Source organism: Sphingomonas sp. AC435 (genome assembly GCF_979253005.1).
This window is the reverse complement of sequence record NZ_CEEDCJ010000001.1, coordinates 69738-90504: the sequence shown is the minus strand read 5'-3', so window position 1 is coordinate 90504 and position 20767 is coordinate 69738. Positions and strand designations below refer to the sequence as shown.

The following is a 20767-nucleotide window of genomic DNA, read 5'->3' as shown; positions in this document are numbered from 1 at the left end:
TTCGGCTTCAGATCAGCGTGGCGTGCGCCGATCCCATCATCAGCATCACGGTCGAAGCGAAGCCGATCAGGCCGATGAGGATGCTCTGTTTCATGTCCGTTGCTCCGGGTGGATCGTTCAGGCGATCGGAACGATGGGAACGGCGGCGCTGACGGCGATTGCGGCGAAGCTCAGGGCAGCGACGAAGCAGACGGCGAAGCGCTGGGCGGACTGAAAATACTGGGTCATGGTCGTTCTCCTTTTGGCGGAACCGACCGTTCGGCTCCGATGTCAGCAGCTTTGCAGACACCGTGCCAATTTTCTAAGCCATTGATAACTATGACTTCTGTTCGCCCCGACCGAAGCGTCTGGCGTTCTTCGCCATTTCGCATGGGGTTCGGCGCCAGCTAATGGCGCAGCCTGCGTCAGGCGGCGCAGACCTTGTCCCGGCCCGTATCCTTGGCCGTGTACAACAGCCGATCGGCGCGCTCGAAGGCGGTATCGGCCTTCTCGCCCGCCCGGATCGCCGTCACGCCCGCAGAGATGGTGACCATGCCCAGCGGCTTGCCGGTATCGCGGTCGCGGAACCGGCGCGAAGCGACCTCGGCCCGCGCCGCGTCGAGCAATGCGGCGGCACTCGCCAGGTCGCATCCCGCCAACAGGATCGCGAACTCCTCGCCGCCGTGGCGCGATACGATATGACCGTCGCACGTCTTGGCCAGCGCCTCGCCGATCGCCGAGAGCACGCGGTCGCCCACGGGATGTCCGAACTCGTCATTGACGCGCTTGAACCGGTCGATGTCGCATAGGGCGAGGCAGTGCGGGCCGCTGCCCTCCACCCGCTCCGCAAACGCGTCGGCGAAGCCGAGTCGGTTGCACAGACCGGTCAGCGGATCGCGCCGCGCGTCGTCGCGCGCCTGTGCGAGCTTGGCGCGCAACGTGTCGGCTTCCTCGGTAGCCTGCGCCAGCTTGGCTTCCGATTCGCGGATGCGGCGGATCATTGCGGTGGCGATCCGCGTCACTTCGTCGCTGTGCTGGAACCGGGGCGAGCGTTCGATCGCGGCGGCGCTGGCGGCGAGATCACGACCGAAGTCGCGCGTTTCGACATGCATCGCCCGCGTCATGGCCGCGAACACGTCGACCTGCGCCTGGGTCTGCGCGACCAGCGCTTCGGCCTGACGGTCGAGCGCGACGTCGCCGCCAGCCCACCGCGCCGGCGGCATCCCGCCGGCGACTACCTCGCCGCCGAGCTGCTCGATCTGCTCGTGCGTCAGCCGATAACCGCCATCGGTCAGCAGCGCGACTTCGCGTGCCAGATCCCCCCCCGGCTCCGACAACACGGCGTGAGCGAACATGTAATGCGCAGGATCGGGGCTCAGCCGGTGCGCGGCCAGAAATGCCCCGATCCGATCGTACAGGTCTTCCCCATGATCCTGTCGCCGCGCAATGCCGGCGTGTCCCATTCCCACCCTCCGCTGATCTCCAGCGAAGGCGTTTACGGGACAACCGTTAGCATCCGGTAATCATGTCGGAGCCGCAACATTAACGGTTTGCGGTGGGTCAAGAGCGTCAACCGACTGACAAAAAGCGTAAAAAGATCAGGATTTCAGCTTCTGGACGGCCGCCAGCGTCTCTTCGACATGGCCGCTGGCATCCATATTATCATGGACGAATGCGATCCGGCCGTTGCGGCCGATAACGTAGCTGGTGCGCTTCGTGATGTCGCGACCGGCCATCTGCTTGCCGAGCGACACGTTGTAGCCGGCGATGACCTTCGGCCCGGCGCTCGCGACCGCGAACTTGCCGGCGCACTTCTCCGACGAGAAGCGCTGGAGCGTGGGTACGTCGTCGGCGGACATGCCGATCACGGTCGCGCCCGCTTTGCGGAACGCGGGCATCGCCTCCGCGAACGCATGCGCCTCCGCGTTGCAGCCGCCGGTGAACGCCGCCGGGAAGAAGTAGAGCACGACCGGGCCCTTCTTCAGCAGGTCGGCGAGGTGGACGTTGACCACCTTGCCCGCGACCGCGCCGCGCGTGGTGAAGTCGGGTGCCTGCGCACCGGGCGCCAGCGCCGCACAGGCAGGGGCGGCGATCGCAACGGCGGCAATGATCGGCAGCAGGCGCATGGAAAATCCTCTCGGGCGTTATCGGACAAGGCTGTAGCGCGGGCGCGTGCGCCGCGATAGGCCGGTGTCATGCCAGTCCGCCCCGCCGATATCGACCTCGCCCACCGCCTCGCCGACGCCGCGGGCGCGGTGATCCGCCCTTATTTCCGCAAGCCTCACGGGCTGGAGACGAAGGCCGACCACAGCCCCGTCACCCTCGCCGACAAGGAGGCCGAAGCGGCGATGCGCCGCCTGCTCGACGCCGAATGCGCGGGCGACGGCGTCCACGGTGAGGAATACGGGATCAAGCCGGGGGTGACGAACCGGCAATGGGTGCTCGACCCGATCGACGGTACGCGCAGCTTCACCGCCGGCCGCGCGATCTTCGGCACGCTGATTGCGCTGCTGGAGGATGGCTGGCCGGTGCTCGGCATCATCGACCAGCCGGTGCAGCGCGAACGCTGGGTCGGCGTTGCCGGCCGCCCGACGACGTTCAACGGCGTCCCCGTTCGCACCCGCGCCTGCCCCGCTCTGGAAGGCGCGGTCGTCGCCACCACCAGCCCGCATCTGTTCGCGGAGGGTGACGTGCCGCACTACATGGCGCTCGTCGCAGCAGCGTCGGGCGGGCACGTCCGGCAGGGGCCCGTCTATGGCGGCGATTGCTACAATTACGGGCTGCTCGCGTCGGGACACCTCGATATCGTCTGCGAATCGGGGTTGCAGCTATACGATTTCGCCGCGCTCGCGCCGATCGTGGAGGGAGCCGGCGGACGCCTGTGCGACTGGAACGGCGACCCGCTCACCGCATCGAGTGAAGGTCATGTCCTGGCGATCGGAGATCCCGCGCGGGCGGAGGAGGTGCTGGAGGCGCTGAGGGCAACTCCGCACGAGCACTGAGGCCTTGATCGGGGGCTTCCCCGAGAGAGGATTGCCAATCGATCGCCGCTCAGGAGCGCATCGTGACGTTCAGCTTCGCCGATGAAGGGCACGCGGAGCCTTCACGAGAAACTTGCGTGAACAGCAATGGTCGCCGGACCTTGCACTGCCCGATAATCAAGCCTCGCAGCCGATCGCGGTCCCACTCGACGCGCCGTCGATAAGGCAGGAAATGAGCTTGGCGCTGGCGGCTTGTACCGCCTCGCTGTGCAGCGTTCGGGTGAAGACCGAGCCGATCGACACGATCATGAACGATTCCGCGAGCAGTCGATGTTCGTGGGTGACGGCCGTGCTGCCCATCAGGCCGGCGAAAGCTCTGCTGATGTTGTCCGACATCATCAGTCGTATCTTCGTGAATATCGCGTGGATGCGATCGTTGCGGGATGCTTCCGCTGCGATTTCCAGGAAGAGACGGTCGCCTTCCTCGTCCTCCTTGCACGTCGCCGAATCGAGCCAGGTTCGCACGCCTGTCCGATCTTTCGCCGCCAGGGCTGCGTCCAGCGTGGCGAGGTCGGCGAACTTCCGGCAATCTTCCTCGACGATGGCCGCGATGATGTCCTCCTTCGACGGGAAGTCGCGGTAAAGTTGCTGGACGGCAACGCCCGACTCCTTGGCGATCAATGCGATACCGGTGGAATGGAAGCCGTGCTCCACGAACAGCCTTCGTGCCACGTCCTTGACGTTTTCCCGGCGCAACTCCGCACGCGACAAGGGCGGGCATTCGACAATCGACAATTCAGAACCTCTCTCAAGCCTTGTTGACGCGTCCGAATGGCGCGGCTAACGACCGATTTCGTGAGTGATCGCTCTCTTCCCTTTTTTCAAGCAGGAAAATTTATGTTCTCCAAGCGGCTGATGGGCTGTGTGTTGGCGTCGTCCGCCTTGCTCGCCTTGTCGGCGTGCGGGGGCGGTGCACCGCAGCAGCAGGCTCCACAGGGCCCGGCGCCGGTCGGCTACGTCGTCGTTCGCGAGGAGCCGGTGCAGCTGACGACCGAACTGCCCGGTCGAACGACCGCGTTCGAAACGTCCGAGGTTCGGCCGCAGGTCAACGGGCTGGTGCAGGCGCGCCTGTTCGTGGAGGGCGACGTGGTCCGCAAGGGGCAGGCGCTCTACCGGATCGATCCCGCCCCGTACGAGGCACAGGTCGCGAGTGCGCGCGCCGCCCTGACCCGCGCGCGGTCCAGCATCGCGTCGAGCGCCGCCCTTGCCCGCCGTTACGGCGAGTTGGTGAAGATCAACGCGATCGCGCGGCAGGAGTATGAAAACGCCCAGACCACCGCGGCGCAGGCGCGGGCCGATGTCGCCGCTCAGCAGGCGGCGTTGCGCACGGCGCAGATCGATCTCGCACGCACGACGATCCGCGCGCCGATCACCGGCCGCATCGGCCGATCGGTGTTCACGACCGGCGCACTCGTCTCCGCGGCGCAGACCAACGCGCTCGCCACGATCCAGCGCATCGACCCGATCTATGTCGACATACAGGAGTCGAGCGCCGACCTGTTGAAGCTGCGCCGGCAGATCATCAGCGGGCAATTGACCCGTGACGGCAATGCCCGCGTCAAGCTGATGCTGGAGGACGGCAGCGACTATGGTCCCGAGGGTACGCTGCGCTTCGCGGACGTGACCGTCGATCCGACCACCGGTTCGCAGGTGATCCGGGCGCTGTTCCCCAATCCCAACGGGCTGCTGCTGCCGGGCATGTTCGTCCGCGCCTCGCTCGTCGAGGGGACGCAGTCGAAGGCGATGCTGGTCCCGCAGCGTGCGGTCAGTCGCGACGAAAAGGGTCAGGCGACCGTGCTGGTCGTCGGGGCCGGCGACAAGGTCGAGCCGCGCACGCTTCAGACCAACCGCGCGATCGGCGACAACTGGCTGGTCACCGGCGGTCTGAAGCCCGGCGACAAGGTCATCGTAGAAGGCGGCATGATGCTGCGTCCGGGTATGCCGGTGCAGGGCAAGCCGTGGAATCCCAACGCCAAGCCCGCCGGTCAGCCGCCGCAGCAGGGTCAGGCGCAGGCGCAGGCGAAGTAGACGCTGATGGCACGCTTTTTTATCGACCGCCCGATCTTCGCCTATGTGCTGGCGGTGATGGTCGTCATCGTCGGAATCCTGTCGATCCGCGTCCTGCCGATCGCGCAGTTTCCCGCCATCGCGCCGCCCGCGGTGTCGATCACCGCGAACTATCCGGGTGCCGACGCGCAGACGCTGGAGAACACGACGACCCAGATCATCGAGCAGCAGATGAAGGGGATCGACCACCTTCGCTACTTCTCGTCCTCGTCGTCGTCCGCCGGCATCGTCACGATCACCCTGACGTTCGAGCAGGGCACCGATCCCGACATCGCGCAGGTGCAGGTCCAGAACAAGTTGCAGGCGGCGACGCCGCTGTTGCCGCAGGAAGTGCAGCGTCAGGGCATCGTCGTGGCGAAAGCGACGCAGAATTTCCTGCTGTTCGTCGGCCTGTATTCCGAGAACGGCAGCCACGACGCCGACGATCTCGCCGATATCGTCGCCTCCAAGATCCAGGACCCGCTGTCGCGCGTCACCGGCGTCGGCGACACGCAGATCTTCGGTTCCCAGTACGCGATGCGCATCTGGGTCGACCCGCTGAAGCTCAACAATTTCGCGTTGACGATGGCGGACGTGACCAGCGCGGTCACGGCGCAGAACGCGCAGGTGTCCGCCGGCCAGATCGGTGCGCAGCCCGCCCCGAAAGAGCAGATGCTCAACGCCACCGTGTCGGTGTCGTCGCGCCTGACCTCGCCCGAGCAGTTCGCGCAGATCCGTCTGAAGAGCAACGCGAACGGGTCGGTCGTGCGGCTGGGCGACGTCGCGCGCGTCGCGATCGGGGCCGAGAACTACGCCTTCTCGGCGCAGTGGAACGGCAAGCCCGCGTCGGGCATCGGCATCAAGCTGGCACCGGGTGCCAACGCGCTCGACACGGTCGAGGCCGTCAAGGCGCGCGTCAACGAGATCGCCAAGCAGTTCCCGCCCGACGTGAAGGTCATCTTCCCGTACGACACGTCGCCGTTCGTCCGGCTGTCGATCGAACAGGTGATCCATACGCTGGTCGAGGCGGTCGTGCTCGTCTTCCTCGTGATGTTCCTCTTTCTCCAGAACTTCCGCGCGACGCTGATCCCGACGATCGCGGTGCCGGTGGTGCTGACGGGGACGTTCGCGGTGCTGGCGGCGTTCGGCTATTCGATCAACACGCTCACCCTGTTCGGCATGGTGCTGGCGATCGGTCTGCTGGTCGACGATGCGATCGTCGTCGTCGAAAACGTCGAGCGCCTGATCACCGACGAGGGCCTCACGCCCAAGGAGGCCGCGCGCAAATCGATGGACGAGATCACCGGCGCGCTGATCGGCATCGCCGTCGTCCTGTCCGCGGTGTTCCTGCCGATGGCATTCTTCGGCGGCTCCACCGGCGTCATCTATCGCCAGTTTTCGATCACGATCGTGTCGGCGATGGTCCTGTCGGTCGCCGTCGCGCTGATCCTGACGCCGGCGCTCTGCGCCACGATCCTCAAGCCGCACGACAAGAACAAGAATCAGGGTAACGGCCCGCTGACGCGGTTCTTCCGCTGGTTCAACGACCGGTTCGATCGCGGCCGCGACCGTTACGAGCGTGGCGTGCGGTCCACCGCCAATCGCTGGGTGCGGTCGCTGATCGCCTATGCCCTGATCCTGGCGGGCATGACGTTCCTGTTCATGCGCCTGCCGACGGGCTTCCTGCCCGATGAAGATCAGGGCGTGATGATCGCGCTGGTGCAGGGACCTCCGGGTGCCACCACCGCCCGGACGCAAAAGGGCCTGGACCTCGTCCGCGATCACTTCCTGAGCGATGCAGGCAGCGCGATCCGCGGCGTCTACACGATCAACGGCTTCAGCTTCGCAGGGCAGGGCCAGAATAGCGGCATCGCCTTCATCCCAATGAAGGAGTGGAAGGATCGACCGGGCGCCGAGAACAAGGCGCAGGCGGTGATCGGCCGCGCGATGGGCGTGTTCTCGCGCTACAGCGACGGTCTGATCTTCGCGGTCATCCCGCCGGCCGTGCAGGAACTGGGCAACGCCACCGGTTTCGACCTCCAGCTCGTCGATGACGGCGGGCTGGGTCACGAGAAGCTGCTCGCCGCGCGCAACATGCTGCTCGGCATGGCGTCGCAGAACAAGCAACTCGTCGGCGTCCGCCCGAACGCGCTGGACGACGCGCCGCAGCTGAAGGTGGAGGTCGATCAGGACAAGGCGCGCGCGCTGGGTCTCGACCTGTCGACGGTGAACAGCACGATCGCGACCGCGTGGGGCGGATCGTACGTCAACGACTTCATCGATCGTGGTCGCGTGAAGCGCGTCTATATTCAGGCGGATGCACCCTATCGCATGGCGCCGGACGATATCGGCGACCTCTTCGTCCGCGGGGCGAGTGGGTCGATGGCGCCGTTCACCGCCTTCTCCACCCTGTCGTGGAGCCAGGGTCCGACGCAGCTCACGCGCTATAACGGACAGCCTTCGATGGAGATTCTGGGGCAGCCTGCGCCGGGCGTCTCGTCCGGTGCCGCGCTGAAGGCGATGGAGGATATGCAGGCCAAGCTGCCGCCGGGCACGCGGCTGGACTGGACCGGTCTCAGCTACGAAGAGCAATTGTCGGGTGGTCAGGCACCGGCGCTGTACGGCCTGTCGCTGCTGATCGTCTTCCTCTGCCTCGCGGCGTTGTACGAGAGCTGGTCGGTGCCGATCTCGGTGATGCTGGTCGTGCCGCTGGGTATCGTCGGCGCACTGCTGGCGGCGAGCCTGACGGGTCTCAACAACGACATCTACCTTCAGGTGGGCCTGATTACGACGATCGGCGTCTCGGCGAAGAACGCCATCCTGATCGTGGAGTTCGCGGAGGAGAAGATCCGGCAGGGGCTGACGCCGTTCGACGCCGCGGTGGAGGCGGCGAAGCTGCGGCTTCGACCCATCCTGATGACCAGTCTCGCCTTCGTGTTCGGCGTGTTCCCGCTCGCGATCGCCAGCGGAGCCGGCGCAGGCGGGCAGAACGCGATCGGCCGGGCGGTGGTCGGCGGCATGATCTCGGCGACCGTCTTGGCGATCTTCTTCGTACCGATGTTCTTCATCATCGTGCTGCGCCTGTTCGGCCACAGCGCGGAGGTGAAGCCGGAGGATGACGGCGGGCGCGACGACGACCGACGTGATGGGGGCGAGCATGGGCACACGCCCGCGCCGCAGGGAGCCTGAGTGGTGATGAACAGCAAGTGTGTCCTGGCCCTGCTCGCGGCGACCGCGCTCGCCGGGTGTAATCTGGCACCCAAATACGTCCGGCCGGTCGGCGCGGTCCCGGCCGTGCTGCCACAGGGCGGCGTCTATCCGGTCGCCGCGACCGACGCCCCGGACATCACCCGGATCGGCTGGCGGGCGTTCTTCACGGATGACCGGCTGCGCAACACGATCGCGCTGGGGCTGGACAACAACCGCGACCTGCGGATCGCGGCGGCCAATGTGCTTCAGGCGCGGGCGCAATATCGCATCCAGCGCGCCGATCTGGTCCCCTCCACCACGCTGTCGGGGTCGGGTACCTACACCAACAACATCCAGGGTGCGGCCGGCGCGCTGGGTGGCGCCGCCGGCGGTGGTACCGGTGGCGGCACCGGAACGGGGACCGGTACCGGCACGGGCGGCGTCGGTGCCGGGGTGGGCTCGTCCTCCTCGAATCTGGAATTCTATTCGGTCAATGCGGGCTTCTCGGCATTCGAGCTGGACCTGTTCAGCCGGGTGCGGAACCTCAGCCGCGCCGCGCTGGAACAGTATTTCGCCACCGAGGAGGCGCAGCGCTCCACGCGCATCAGCCTGATCGCCGAGATCGCGACCGCGTGGCTGACCTATGCGTCGGATCAGGATCAGCTCCGCATCTCGCAGGAGTCGCTGAAGTCGTTCGAACAATCGCTCGAATTGACGCGGGCTCAGTTCCGTATCGGCGTTGCGTCCGAGTTGGAGGCGCGGCAGTCGGAAACCAGCTACCAGACCGCCCGCAACGACATTGCAGTGCTGCGGACCCGGCTGGCGCAGGACAAGAATGCACTCGACCTGCTCGTCGGTGCGTCCGTCACGACCGAGCTGCTGCCGCAGGGCCTGGGCGAAGGCGGTGCGGCGCTGAAGGCGTTGCCGGGCGGGATCACGTCCGACGTGCTGTTGCGACGTCCCGACGTGTTGCAGGCCGAACATCAACTGATCGCGCAGAACGCCAATATCGGTGCGGCGCGGGCCGCGCTGTTCCCGCGTATCTCGCTGACGGCGACGCTGGGCACGATCAGCACGGCGTTGAGCGGCCTCTTCGCGGGTGGCAGCTTCACCTACACCGGCGCGCCCTCAGTCTCGTTACCGCTGTTCGACGGCGGCCGGCTGCGCGGCAACGTGCAGGTGGCCGAGGCGCAGCAGCAGGCGGCCGTCTCGACCTACGAACGCACTGTGCAGACAGCCTTTCGCGAGGTTGCGGATGCATTGGCGCAGCGCGGGACGATCGACGAACAGGTCTCCGCGCAGACTGCGCGCGTCAACGCCGCTTCCGTGGCGCTGCGCATCTCGGATGCCCGGTACCGCGCGGGCGTCGAGTCGTTCCTCAACACGCTGGACTCGCAGCGCACCGCTTACGCCGCACAGCAGCAGCTCGTCACGACGCGGCTGAACCGGGAGAGCAACCTCGTGGAACTTTACCGGTCGCTCGGCGGCGGGCTTGCGGACGATGATGTCGAAGGGACGCGCCGCCCCGGGTCCTGACGCCACTGTGTCGCCGCCCCCAGACTTTTTGGCAGCCAATCACGGCCTTGATGCGTTATTGCCGCTGAAAAGGAGAGGAGCAGTGAACTCCGTAGACAAGCAGAAGCGACTGCATTTCGACGTCACCAACGTCGGGCTGCGGGCGCAGGCCACCGCCGTGGGACTGGTGCAACTCTGTATCGAGCTGCACAACGCCAACATCCTGAGCGACCTCGCCTTGCAGCGCATCAAGGATGCGATCGCGGACGAGGTATCGATCGCCGCGCCCCGACGAACCGCCATTCAGAACTTCCGTCGCGAGATCAGGGAACGGCTCGACCGCCTGTTCGGCGGCGAGCAGCCGGTCGGCTCGGCAGAGGCTCTCGCGTTCGGCAGCAGTCCGCAATCGGAAGAGCGGCACGAAGTCTGACCGGCAGGAGCGTCGGCCACCGCTGAGCAGTCGGTTGCGTGATGGCGTCGTTCCCCGCGGCTTAGACTTGGTGATCGCTTGCGAAGCGCCGCGCCCCGATCCAAGGCGGCGATCATGCTGAACGCCGCTGCCAAGCCACCCTCCCGTCTTCGTCGCCTCGATGGCGCGCTCGCCGATCTGCCGATCGACGATGCGATGCTCCTTTCCGAACTGGACGGTTATCTCGCGGGCATCCTCGTGAGTCCGCAAAGCATCGCACAGGCGGACTGGATGCCGGTGATCTGGGGCGGTGGCGACGCGCCGTTCGAAGAAGCCGACGACGTCCGTTGGTTCACCTCGATGATCACGGCCTATGCCGAGGAACTGTCGCGGGCAATGGAGCGCAGCCGCTATCAGCCGTTGCTGGACGTGGACGAGCGGAATGGTGAGCTCCTGTGGGAATTCTGGGTGGAGGGCTTCGAGAAGGCATTGGTCCTGCAACCGGAAGGCTGGGCCGTGATCGCCGATGCCGGGGACGACGAGACGCGCGCAGCGCTGACGGGGATGAACACGCTGATCGATATCGCTCACGAGCGTAGCGATCTGGCGCATCACGAAATCGATGCCATTGCAGACCGTGCGGCGGACCTGATCGCGATGTGGACCGCCGCGCTGCATAGGGATCGGTCCGCGCGTCGGGGCTCGATGTCTGCGCCCGCACCGTCGGTCGCCAAGGTTGGCCGCAACGACCCTTGTCCGTGCGGGTCCGGCAACAAATTCAAGAAGTGCTGCGGACGCAACTAGGCGTTGCTCGACAAGGAGGTGTCGGGATTGTTGCACCACGGGGGCTGGCGTCCGCGGGAGAAGCGGATAGGTTGCTGGAAACACTCGTAATGGAGAGATGTCGATGGTCCCGGTTTCCGCGCTGCTGTTGATGGCCATGATGCCGCAGGCGGAGAGCCAGGTCCCCGCCAAGGCGGAGCACGTCGCGATCCAGGCGGCCGATCTCGACAGGAGCGCGACGTTCTACCGGGAAGCGTTCGGATTGCGGATGATCCCGACCCCGCTCAAGAACCGGCGGTGGCTGGACCTCGGCAACGGCATGGCACTCCATATCCTGGACGGTCGGACGGCACCGAAGCCGTCGAACCGCAACGAGCATCTGGCGCTGCACGTCGACGATCTGGCGCGCGTGACGGCCTGGCTCGACCGGCACAAGCTGGTCTGGACGAATCTGGCGGGCGATCCCAGCACGATGCAGACCCGCTTCGACGGCGTGCGCCAGATATACGTGCAGGACCCGGACGGATATTGGCTGGAAGTCGGCGACTCGCGTGGAACCGTGACGCGATGACATCGGCACAGGCCCAGATCTAAGGGCGCGCATGTCGGCGGCTTTCGCCCGAGCGGCGCCTTCGCCGGACAGGTCTAGGCATATGCATCGCGTCGGTTGCACGGTCTTCGCCGGTACCGCGCTGCTCCTGCTGGCACACAGCCCGTTACCGCCGCGCCAGAACCCGCCGGGCGGCCCGGTCACGCCGCGCATCGATGTCGACGGTGCCTATCTGTTCGCGCACATGACCAAGGCGCGGTACGGCGTGCTGCATTATTCCGTCAGCCGTGACGGGCTGCACTGGCGGTCGGTGAATGGCGGACGGCCCGTGTCCGCGGACTATCACGGCCACGCATCGATCGCGCGCGGGGGCGATGGGCGTTATTATCTCGTCGGCAATCGCAGCGACGACGATCCGCTGATCCGCTTCTGGGTGTCGGACGATCTGATCCGCTGGACACCTTACGGAACATACCGGCCGGACCTGAGCGCGGCGCCGGGCCACCCGCATCCGTTGCAGCGGATCGGCGCGCCGAAACTGTTCTTCGATGCGCCGTCCGGCCGGTTCCTGTTGAGCTGGCACACGCCCAATCGCGACACATCGCGGGAGGACCCCGAACGCTACTGGGCCAGCCAGCGGACATTGTACGTGCTGTCGAAGGATCTGAAGTCCTTCCCCGATCGGCCGTTGCGGCTGTTCGCATGGCCGATGGCGACGATCGACACGGTCGTGCAGCCGAACGGGTCGGGCGGCTATTGCGCGATCGTAAAGGACGAACGCTACCCGTCGACCGACTGGCCGACGGGCAAGACGATCCGCATCAGCTGTGCGAAGCGGCTGCTAGGGCCCTATCCGCCGCCCGGTCCGCCGATCAGCCCCAATTTCCGGGAGGCGCCGACGGTGATCCGTTCGCCGCACTCAGGCGACTGGCTGCTCTACTACGAGCAATATGCCGGAACGAGCTACGGGCTGTCGACGGCACCGCGGCTGAACGGTCCATGGTATCAGGTCGCCGGCAATACCGGTATGCCGGAATGGGACCGCTATACGATGCCCGCAGGAGTTCGGCACGGATCGATGATCGCCATATCGAAGACGCAGTACGATGCGATCGTGGCGGCGTTTCCGGATTCATGAAAGGGTCGAGGCGATGAAGATCGCGACGATGATCGCGGCCGCCGCGTGTACGGCTTCGCCGATGACGGGGAGTGCCGCACTGGCTCCCTCCGTGCGCAGTTTCACCAACCCCTTGCTACCGTCCGGGCCCGATCCGTGGATCGTGCGGCATCGCGACACCTATTATTACATGCACACGCTCGGGAACCGGCTCGCGATCCGCGCGACGAAGGATGTATCGCGGCTTGCCGAGGCACCCGAGACGGTGGTGTGGACGCCCCCCGCGACGGGACCGAACGCGCAGTCGATCTGGGCGCCGGAGCTGCACCGGATCGATGACAAATGGTACCTCTATTACACCGCTGCGGCGAGCGGGCATGACGACGACGCGCATCGCGGCGTGTTCGTGCTGGAGAATGCGAGCGAGGACCCGCTGGCCGGTGAATGGACCGATCGCGGCATGCTGAAGACCGCGCACCGGGGTATTGATGGAACGACCTTCGCGCATCGTGGCCAGCGGTATTTCGTCTATTCGCCCTATGTCGGTCCCGACAGTGTGCTGGCGATCGTCAAAATGACGAACCCGTGGACGCTGACGGGGCTGGAGACGATCATCGCACGCCCCGACCTGCAGTGGGAGCGGCAGGGAGGTCGCCAGATCCTGGAAGGGCCGGAGTTCCTGTCGGGGCCCAAAGGCGATCTGTTCATCACCTATTCCGCCAGCGCCTGCTGGTCGGACGGCTATGCGATCGGACTGCTGAGCGCGGCGAGGGGCAGCGATCCACTGGACGCGCGGGCATGGCGAAAGTCGCCGCAGCCGGTGATCGCGACCGCGGCGGCGCAGGGCGTCTATGCACCGGGCCATAATGGATTCTTCACGTCGCCGAACGGGCGTGAAACGTGGATCGTCTACCACGCCAATCCGGGCCCGGATCTGAAGTGCACCGCCAAGCGGTCGCCGCGTATCCAGCGTGTGGACTGGTCGGCGGATGGCAGGCCAGTGTTTCCGATACCGACGGCGGGCGTTGCGTTGGATGCGCCCCGCTAGGCTACGCACCCGTCCAAGGACGGCCGCCGATCAGTGGCCGTAAGTCTTGATCCCGCGCCGACGCAGTTTCTCGCGGTGGCGCTTGCGACGGACGGCGATGATGATCGGCAATGCGATGATGATCACCACGCCGATGATGGCGTAGGCAATCAGCTTTCGGTCGAGGTCGATCATGACGCGCCTCTGACAAAAGATGAGCGCTTTGTCATCGTTGAATCCGGCGAGAACCCTGACCCATGTGGTTGGGCGCGATGTACCGCACGTTTCCTGCGACTAAATGCGACGCAGGTGCCAGCAGGTCATTGCGGCCGGTGGCCCGACAGCGTCGCCGGAAGATAGGCGGCGACGGCGGGATCGCCGTGGCTGACAACGGCGATCAGGGCATCGTGGCTGTCCGCCGCGGGTTCGCTCAGCCGCCAGCCGTAGAGCGTGGCATCGATACCGTCAGGTCCGGTTTCGACGAAGCGACGGGCGCGTCCGCCCAGCCCGTTGTCCATCGCCTTCATCACGGCGATGCCGGGCAGGCCGGGCTTCAGCACGAACCAGCGTGGCGTGCCGGGGGTGAACCGGCCGCGTGCCCAGTACGCGACCGCGACGTCGATCGTGCGACGCGCTGCGGCGGGAGGGGCCTGCGTCTCGGTGCCGATCGCAGCGAGGCTGTTGACGGGATCGGCGGCGGTGCACCCGCCGAGCCAGAGTAACGATGCGAGCAGGATCGTCAGCGACTTGGGCAAGGGGCTCTCCCGGAGAGGGTGCGGATTCAGGCGAGCTCGGGCGACAGGCCGAACCCGGCCGGCGTGAAGCGCATCGCCTGATCGCTCATCTCCCGCGTGGCGAGCAGGCCGTCCCCGGTCGTGAGATAGGCCCAGCTGGAATGCGGGCGGGGCGGCGGTTTCAGCGCGGCGGGGTCGAGGACGGCGAGGTTCACGCCGCCCGTACGCCGGGCGGAGGGGGCTCGGATTGCCGCGACATCGTCGGCGCGCGCCCTGGCGGCGAGTGCCTGTGTTCGCGTATAGTCGGACGGGTGGGTCCAGCGATCCGGGTCGGCCAAGGTCAGGTCGATGCTGCGCGGGGCGTCGACCGCGACGGAAAAGGCGGACATCGGCGTCGGCGTGCGCGGTCGTGCAAAGCCCGGCGAGCGCGCGAATGCGACCAGTCGCCAATAGGCGGTCTCGGTCACCGCGGTCTCGATATCCTCCGACGCGTAGAAGATGCCGGGCAGCACATCCGCCGCGCGAAAGCGGGAGGGACGGCCCAGCCCATAGCGGAAGGGCGAAGCGAGCAGCCACGGCAGGTGCCGTGCCGCGTCGGGCAGCGGCGGCTTCACCTCGTCGGCCAGCGCCTCCAGCAGCGCCTGATCCACGGCATCGGCGGCGAGGCGGTTGGTGGCGATCCGGTGCTGCGCCTCCACGATGCGGATGCCGCGCCCTTTATAGGGGCGAATGTCAGACGCGGGCACGCAGCGCGTCGACATAGTCGCTCGTTCGCAGCAGCCCGCGAACCGTTGCCAGTTGCGCGATCGGCGGGCCGCCGAGGTCGAGATTCGGCGTTTCCAGCCAGGATCGTGCCGAAAGGTCGTCCTGCCCCAGCCAGCTGTCGAGCGAGCGGAACAGCCGCAGCAGATGCTGGGCGAGTTCGAATGGCTTGCTGCCCGGTTCCAGCCGATACTGCCCACCCCGCAGCCGCGAAATGGTCGGCGCCGATAGGCCGAGGATCGCCCCTGCCTGTGCGTTGGACAGGTTCCAGAAGCCTGCGATCCGTGCGACCGCTTCGCTCAATACGCGGGCGGCGTTGGATGTGTCGGCCGCTCTAGCCAGCGTCGCCATGACGTTCTCCTCCGAACGAATATAGGCAATTTTGTTCACAGGAACAACCCACGGCTGAAACTTCGGGTTCACCTTCGGGATCGTAGTCGCTATCGAACGATCGGATGGAGCATCCCGCCCTCGTGATCGCGCTGATCGGCGCGCTCGGTATCGGCGCGCAGTGGGTGGCGTGGCGCACCGGCTGGCCTGCGATCGCGCTGATGCTGGTGGCGGGTGTCGTCGCCGGCCCCGTGACCGGCCTGATCGATCCCAAGCACGTCTTCGGCGAGCTGCTGGAGCCGATCGTCTCGATCGCCGTCGCGCTGATCCTGTTCGAGGGCGGACTGAGCCTCAACTTCCGCGAATTGCGACGGACCGACGGTGCGGTGACGCGACTGTTGCTGCTGGGCGTACCGATCGGCTGGGTGCTCGGGACGCTGGCCTGCTATTACATCGGTGGCCTGGTGTGGCCGGTGGCGGTGCTGTTCGCCGGTATCCTCGTGGTGACCGGCCCAACCGTCGTCCTGCCGCTGCTGCGCCAGAGCAACATCGCGGCGCGGCCCCGCGCGATCCTGAAATGGGAAGCGATCGTCAACGATCCGATCGGCGCGCTGTGCGGTGTCGTCACCTACGAATATCTGCGCCGGGTGGGGGAGGGCGGCACGATCGCCAGCGTCGTCGTGTCGCTGCTGGCGGCGAGCGTGATCGCCGGGCTGATCGGCTGGCTGGCCGCGCGGGCGGTGGGCTGGGCGTTCCCGCGCGGATATGTGCCCGAATATCTGAAGGCGCCGGTGCTGCTGGTCGCGGTCGTCGGCGCGTTCGTCGTGTCGAACCTGATCCATCAGGAGACCGGCCTGCTGACCGTGACGGTGATGGGCGTCGCGCTGGCGAACATGCGGCTGGCGTCGCTGCGCGACGTGCATGCATTCAAGGAAAACGTCACCGTCCTGCTCATTTCCGGCGTGTTCGTGCTGCTGTCGGCGACGTTGAACCTGGAGGTGCTGCGCCGGTTCGAATGGCGGTTCGCGGGGTTCCTGCTCGCGCTGCTGTTCGTCGTGCGGCCGGCGACGGTGCTGCTGAGCCTGGCGTTCACGCGGGTGCCGTGGAACGAGCGGCTGCTGGTCGCGTGGATCGCGCCGCGCGGCATCGTCGCGGTCGCGATTTCCGGCCTGTTCGCGCTGCGGCTCGACCAGCTTGGGTATGGTGACGGGTCGATCCTCGTCACGCTGTCGTTCGCGGTCGTGGTGGCGACGATCGTCGCGCACGGGTTCTCGATCGGCCCCGTGTCGCGCTGGCTGAAGGTGACCGGCGCGGCGGAACGGGGGCTGCTGATCGTCGGCGGCACGCCGTGGAGCCTGTCGCTGGCCGACCAGTTGCGCACGCTGGAGGTGCCGGTGACGATCTGCGACACCAGCTGGCAGCGATTGTCGCCGGCGCGGCAGGCGGGGATCGCCACCTATCACGGCGAGATCCTGGCGGAGGCGACGGAGGACCGGCTGGACCTGCAACAATTCCAGGTGCTGGTCGCGACCAGTGACAACGAAGCGTACAACGCGCTGGTCTGCAACGAATTCGCGCCGGAGATCGGCCGCGACAATGTCTATCAGCTCGGCGGCGGCACCGACGAACACGACGAGGATACGCGCGCCCTGCCGTCGTCCCTGCGCGGACGGGCATTGTTCGCCAGCGGCCACGGCGTGGAAGAAATCGTGTCGCGGGAGCGGCAGGGCTGGGGCTTTCGCAAGACGCGGATCACCGAGCAGTTCGACTTCGACGCGATCAAGGCCGATCTGCCCGATGAAGCGGACATGCTGCTGCTGTTGCGCAAGGGCGGCGCGTTGCGCTTCTTCTCGCACGCCAGCCGGCCGACGCCGCAGCCGGGCGACACGATATTGTCCTACGCCCCGCCGACCCGACCGGGGGCAAGGCGCATGCAGGGGGAGGCGGCGTGATGAAACATGCGGTGCTGATGGCGGCGGCGGGGCTGGCGGCCTGTGCGCCGGGGCCGGACGGCAACCGGGTCGAGCCGGCGACGACGAACGAGGCGGTCGGCAACGACGCTCTGGCCAACGTCGCGCAGAACGCCGCGGAACCCGCGAAGTCGATCCTGCGGCCGGAGATCGTCGAGCCGGAACCGACCCCGCCAGCGCTGGAACCGGTCGCGGCGACGGTGGCCTTCGGTGCATCCGGGCTGGTGCTGGACGATGCGGGGCGGGCGGCGATCGATGCGGTGCTCGCCAGCCCGACGATGGCGGCTGGTGGGCCGATCACCGTGCGCGGCCATTCGGACTCGCCGGGCAACGATCGCGTCAACCTCCGTGCATCGCAATCGCGGGCGGAGGCGGTGCGCGACTATCTGGTCGAAAAGGGTATCGCGGCGGACCGGATCACCGTGGTGGCACTCGGCGAGACGACTCCGCTGGTGCCCAACGCCCGCCCGGACGGCAGCGACGATCCGGAGGCACGCGCCAGGAACCGGCGAGTTGAAGTGGCGGTCGACCTGCCGCCCAAGCCGGTCGAGCCAGTCGTAGACGTTTCGGGAAATATGGCTGGATCGTAGGAGCTTGGCCGAAATGGCGTCTGTCGGTGCGCGCGGAAGGTTAGGCTAAGGTTAGTCCAACGACGCACATTCGGATCGAATGCCTTCGATACGGGTGTTGGTTCACGATGCAAGGAGCGGCAGGCTGCGTTGATTGGGCGACGCCGTGTAACCCGGATCGACGCTTGTAGGACAGCCGCGATCGTGGTGTTTACGACGGCGAGGTCATCGTCGTCCCGATGCCGAGCCGATCGGTCGAGCGAAGGATATTGCGATGCTGATGACGATCATCCTGTCGCTCGCCGCTCCGCAGGCGTGCGTCGCCGTGAAGCAGCAATGCCGCGCCTGCACGACGACCGGGGGCAAGATGGCCTGCTCGACGCCGGGCATCGCGTGCCAGCCCTTTCAGCGCATCTGTCCGACGAGCCGCGACGGGAAGCCGGCGAGCACCCGGCAGAGCAGTCCGTCAGCGAAGCGCTAGGGCCGGTTGGCATTCAGTCGCCGACGTGCGGTTTCGTGCCGAAAGCCGCGCAGTAGACTCCGGAACGAGTCCGGGGTGACAGAGCCATGCTGAATGTCGATCGGCGCTGGGACATATCCGACCCGTTCGCATCGATTTTTGCCGGTCTGCGCGGAGTTGAAGGCGATATCGCCCCGCCTATGGCTGCGACTTCGTTCGGCACCAACGGTGTGGGGCTAGTGCGACGCGTACCTGATGGTCGAGAACCCCAATGCCGCAGCCGTTATCGGGACTTGCGCATCTCGGCGACGCGCGCGGCCGTTTCGGGACTGGCGCAGAAGGCGCGGTCGAAGGCGTGCGACGGGGGGCGGAATGCGCAAGCGATGTCGGCCTCCTGTTCCGGGATCATGTCGAGCGGCTCGACGCCGGTGTCGCGGCGAGCGATGACCCTCTTCAGCTTGGTGAGATAGGTGTCCCAACCCTTTTTCTCAGACAGCCCGGACAGCGACGCTTCAGCGGTTTTTCGAAAGGCTTCCGCGTCCCCGAAACGTCCCAACTGTCGGGTGGCGTTCGCGGCGCGGGCTTCGAGCCAGAAGCGGTCCTTGGCGGGCGTGGCGGCGGGCAGGCGGCGAACTTCGGCGACGAACAATTCCTGATACCGGCGGCGCTGTTCGGCGTCGCGGCTGGCCGTCGGTTCGCTGACCGCGTCCGGCGTGACCTGCCAGATCGCGGACAGCAGCAAGCCGAGTGAATCCTGGGGCGGCCGGCCGAGACGCTCCGCGAGCCACCAGGCGCGGTAGTAGGTGGTCTCGGTCGTGGTCAGCCGCGTGTATTCGACGGTGTCGATGATGCCGGCCAGCTTCGCGACCTCGTCTGGCGAGAAGCTATCGAAGGCGATCAGCCTGTTACTGGGGCATTCGGGTACGGGGAACGGGAACGGCAGATAGCCGTAGGGTTTGCCATCGGGCCGCTCGCCATAGGTGCTGTACATCGTCGGCTGCCATATAGAGAAGCGCTCGCCACCGACGGGGCAGGTCATCTCGCGCGGGCCGCCGTGCAATGGGGGCGGTGTGTAGGCCGGCGGCGCCGTTGGAGGTGTGACGGGGGCGAGTTGCAGAAGCACCGCTAATATGACCATGCTTCACGCTCCCCGACGACAAACCCGCCCGCACGCTATGATGTGGTGACGCCTGCCGCAACGACCGGCGCGGTCCGGCCGTTTCCTATCGCACCCGCGCGGTGCTGTTCCGGACGACGAGTTCGTGGCGTAGTGTCACCTGCCGTACCGGGCTTTCGACGTCGCGCAGGATGTCGACGAGCAGGTCGACGGCGCGGCGGCCGATCATTGCCTTGGGCTGCGCGATCGTCGTCAGCGCGGGCTGGAAGAAGCGGGCGAGCGGCAGGTCGTCGAAGCCGATGACGGATATGTCCTGAGGGCAGGACAGACCGGCCTGCGCGATCGCGCTGATCGCGCCCATCGCCATTTCGTCGCTGAAGCAGAAGATCGCGGTGACGTTGCGCGCGATCAGCGCGCCGGCCTGTTCGAAGGCGGACTGCGCCGAGTAATCGCCGGCCCGGACGAGCAGGCGCTGGCGCAGGCCGTGGCGGTCGGCAGCGGTCATCGCCCCGGCAAGGCGGTCGCGGCTGATCGGGCTGATCGCCGGGCCGGCGATGACGCCGATGTCGCGGTGGCCGAGCGCGATCAGATGTTCGACCGCGTCGATGCTGGCCGCCGCATTGTCGATATGGACGCTGGGGACGCCGATGTCGGGACTGTATTCGCAGCCGTTGACGATCGGCGCGGCGGCGCCCTGTGCGGCGAGCAGCGGTTTCAGGCTGTCGGGCAGGCGGTGGCCCAGGAAGATCAGGCCGTCGACCTCGCGGCGCGACAGCATGTCGGCATATTGGTCCTCGACCTCCGGATCATGGCGAGTGTCGCCGACGACGACCGCGTAGCCGGCGTCGCGTGCCGATTCTTCCGCGCCGCGGATGATGCTGGCGAAGAACGGATTGGAGATGTCGGGCACGGTCAGCAGGATCTTCGCGGCGCGCAGCGTGCGCAGCGTGCGGGCGGCGACGTTGGGCGAATAGCCGAGCGACTGCACGACCTGAAGTACGCGCAGGCGCGTCTGCTCGGCCACGCGCTGGGGCTGGCTCAACACCCGCGACACGGTCGCGGTGGAGACACCCGCCATTGCGGCGACGTCGATGATCGTCGGCATGCCACCGTCATGGGGCCGGCCGGACGACCTGTCGAGCCCGCATGATGTAATCCTTTACATCGCT

Annotated in this window: 21 protein-coding genes; 12 read left to right on the top strand and 9 right to left on the bottom strand. The window is 66.7% G+C overall.

Annotated features, from left to right (window positions below; genetic code table 11):
- Window positions 1-404: 404 nt before the first annotated feature.
- Window positions 405-1442 carry a GGDEF domain-containing protein gene (locus AC0CH8_RS00395; RefSeq protein WP_465238221.1) on the bottom strand — a complete coding sequence of 346 codons (1038 nt, stop codon included), beginning with the start codon at window positions 1440-1442 and terminating at the stop codon, window positions 405-407.
- Window positions 1443-1577: 135 nt separating this feature from the next.
- Window positions 1578-2105, bottom strand: a complete 528-nt coding sequence (locus AC0CH8_RS00390; RefSeq protein WP_204200271.1) for a peroxiredoxin — start codon at window positions 2103-2105, stop codon at window positions 1578-1580.
- Between the two features lie 69 nt (window positions 2106-2174).
- On the opposite strand from AC0CH8_RS00390, the gene AC0CH8_RS00385 reads away from it, so the two are divergent.
- Window positions 2175-2981, top strand: a complete 807-nt coding sequence (locus AC0CH8_RS00385; RefSeq protein WP_055846525.1) for an inositol monophosphatase family protein — start codon at window positions 2175-2177, stop codon at window positions 2979-2981.
- Between the two features lie 156 nt (window positions 2982-3137).
- Here the strand turns inward: AC0CH8_RS00385 and AC0CH8_RS00380 are convergent, their stop codons facing one another.
- Window positions 3138-3755: a TetR/AcrR family transcriptional regulator gene (locus tag AC0CH8_RS00380; RefSeq protein WP_465238220.1), complete on the bottom strand. Its 618-nt coding sequence runs from the start codon at window positions 3753-3755 to the stop codon at window positions 3138-3140.
- Between the two features lie 102 nt (window positions 3756-3857).
- On the opposite strand from AC0CH8_RS00380, the gene AC0CH8_RS00375 reads away from it, so the two are divergent.
- The 8 genes from AC0CH8_RS00375 (at window position 3858) to AC0CH8_RS00340 (ending at window position 13677) form a co-directional block, all read left to right on the top strand.
- Window positions 3858-5048, top strand: a complete 1191-nt coding sequence (locus AC0CH8_RS00375) for an efflux RND transporter periplasmic adaptor subunit (protein WP_204200273.1) — start codon at window positions 3858-3860, stop codon at window positions 5046-5048.
- 6 nt (window positions 5049-5054) lie between these two features.
- A complete protein-coding gene (locus tag AC0CH8_RS00370; protein WP_465238219.1) occupies window positions 5055-8255 on the top strand; it encodes an efflux RND transporter permease subunit in 3201 nt (1066 codons plus the stop codon).
- Window positions 8256-8261: 6 nt separating this feature from the next.
- Window positions 8262-9791 (top strand): efflux transporter outer membrane subunit, encoded by a 1530-nt coding sequence (locus AC0CH8_RS00365; protein ID WP_465238218.1) that lies wholly within the window; start codon window positions 8262-8264, stop codon window positions 9789-9791.
- An 82-nt stretch (window positions 9792-9873) separates the two neighbouring features.
- Window positions 9874-10200, top strand: a complete 327-nt coding sequence (locus tag AC0CH8_RS00360; RefSeq protein WP_465238217.1) for a hypothetical protein — start codon at window positions 9874-9876, stop codon at window positions 10198-10200.
- Window positions 10201-10314: 114 nt separating this feature from the next.
- Entirely contained in the window at window positions 10315-10983 is a 669-nt protein-coding gene (locus AC0CH8_RS00355; RefSeq protein ID WP_465238216.1) for a UPF0149 family protein, read from the top strand.
- A 103-nt stretch (window positions 10984-11086) separates the two neighbouring features.
- Complete coding sequence (locus tag AC0CH8_RS00350; RefSeq protein WP_204200278.1) at window positions 11087-11533, top strand: VOC family protein; 447 nt, start codon at window positions 11087-11089, stop codon at window positions 11531-11533.
- Between the two features lie 82 nt (window positions 11534-11615).
- Complete coding sequence (locus tag AC0CH8_RS00345; RefSeq protein ID WP_465238215.1) at window positions 11616-12650, top strand: glycoside hydrolase family protein; 1035 nt, start codon at window positions 11616-11618, stop codon at window positions 12648-12650.
- A gap of 13 nt (window positions 12651-12663) precedes the next feature.
- Window positions 12664-13677, top strand: coding sequence for a glycoside hydrolase family 43 protein (locus AC0CH8_RS00340; RefSeq protein ID WP_465238214.1), 1014 nt, complete (start codon window positions 12664-12666; stop codon window positions 13675-13677).
- 30 nt (window positions 13678-13707) lie between these two features.
- On the opposite strand, the gene AC0CH8_RS00335 is transcribed toward AC0CH8_RS00340, so the two are convergent.
- The 4 genes from AC0CH8_RS00335 to AC0CH8_RS00320 all read right to left on the bottom strand — a co-directional run bounded on the left by AC0CH8_RS00335 (window position 13708) and on the right by AC0CH8_RS00320 (window position 15503).
- A complete protein-coding gene (locus tag AC0CH8_RS00335; protein ID WP_465238213.1) occupies window positions 13708-13851 on the bottom strand; it encodes a hypothetical protein in 144 nt (47 codons plus the stop codon).
- A 125-nt stretch (window positions 13852-13976) separates the two neighbouring features.
- Window positions 13977-14411: a hypothetical protein gene (locus tag AC0CH8_RS00330; RefSeq protein WP_465238212.1), complete on the bottom strand. Its 435-nt coding sequence runs from the start codon at window positions 14409-14411 to the stop codon at window positions 13977-13979.
- 26 nt (window positions 14412-14437) lie between these two features.
- Window positions 14438-15151, bottom strand: a complete 714-nt coding sequence (locus tag AC0CH8_RS00325) for an RES family NAD+ phosphorylase (protein WP_465238211.1) — start codon at window positions 15149-15151, stop codon at window positions 14438-14440.
- A complete protein-coding gene (locus tag AC0CH8_RS00320; RefSeq protein ID WP_204200284.1) occupies window positions 15123-15503 on the bottom strand; it encodes an MbcA/ParS/Xre antitoxin family protein in 381 nt (126 codons plus the stop codon). The genes AC0CH8_RS00325 and AC0CH8_RS00320 overlap by 29 nt, the downstream gene beginning before the upstream one ends.
- 104 nt (window positions 15504-15607) lie before the next feature.
- Here AC0CH8_RS00320 and AC0CH8_RS00315 point away from each other — a divergent pair, with 104 nt between their 5' ends.
- From AC0CH8_RS00315 to AC0CH8_RS00305, 3 genes are all read left to right on the top strand, one after another.
- On the top strand, window positions 15608-17434 hold the full coding sequence (locus AC0CH8_RS00315) for a cation:proton antiporter (RefSeq protein ID WP_204200285.1): 1827 nt from the start codon (window positions 15608-15610) through the stop codon (window positions 17432-17434).
- Window positions 17434-18042 (top strand): OmpA family protein, encoded by a 609-nt coding sequence (locus AC0CH8_RS00310; RefSeq protein WP_465238705.1) that lies wholly within the window; start codon window positions 17434-17436, stop codon window positions 18040-18042. The genes AC0CH8_RS00315 and AC0CH8_RS00310 overlap by 1 nt, the downstream gene beginning before the upstream one ends.
- 253 nt (window positions 18043-18295) lie before the next feature.
- Complete coding sequence (locus AC0CH8_RS00305) at window positions 18296-18502, top strand: hypothetical protein (RefSeq protein WP_465238210.1); 207 nt, start codon at window positions 18296-18298, stop codon at window positions 18500-18502.
- Window positions 18503-18764: 262 nt separating this feature from the next.
- Here the strand turns inward: AC0CH8_RS00305 and AC0CH8_RS00300 are convergent, their stop codons facing one another.
- Together AC0CH8_RS00300 and AC0CH8_RS00295 are read right to left on the bottom strand one after the other, a co-directional pair.
- Window positions 18765-19619: a hypothetical protein gene (locus AC0CH8_RS00300; RefSeq protein WP_465238209.1), complete on the bottom strand. Its 855-nt coding sequence runs from the start codon at window positions 19617-19619 to the stop codon at window positions 18765-18767.
- A gap of 85 nt (window positions 19620-19704) precedes the next feature.
- Window positions 19705-20703: a LacI family DNA-binding transcriptional regulator gene (locus tag AC0CH8_RS00295; protein WP_465238208.1), complete on the bottom strand. Its 999-nt coding sequence runs from the start codon at window positions 20701-20703 to the stop codon at window positions 19705-19707.
- Window positions 20704-20767 lie beyond the last annotated feature (64 nt).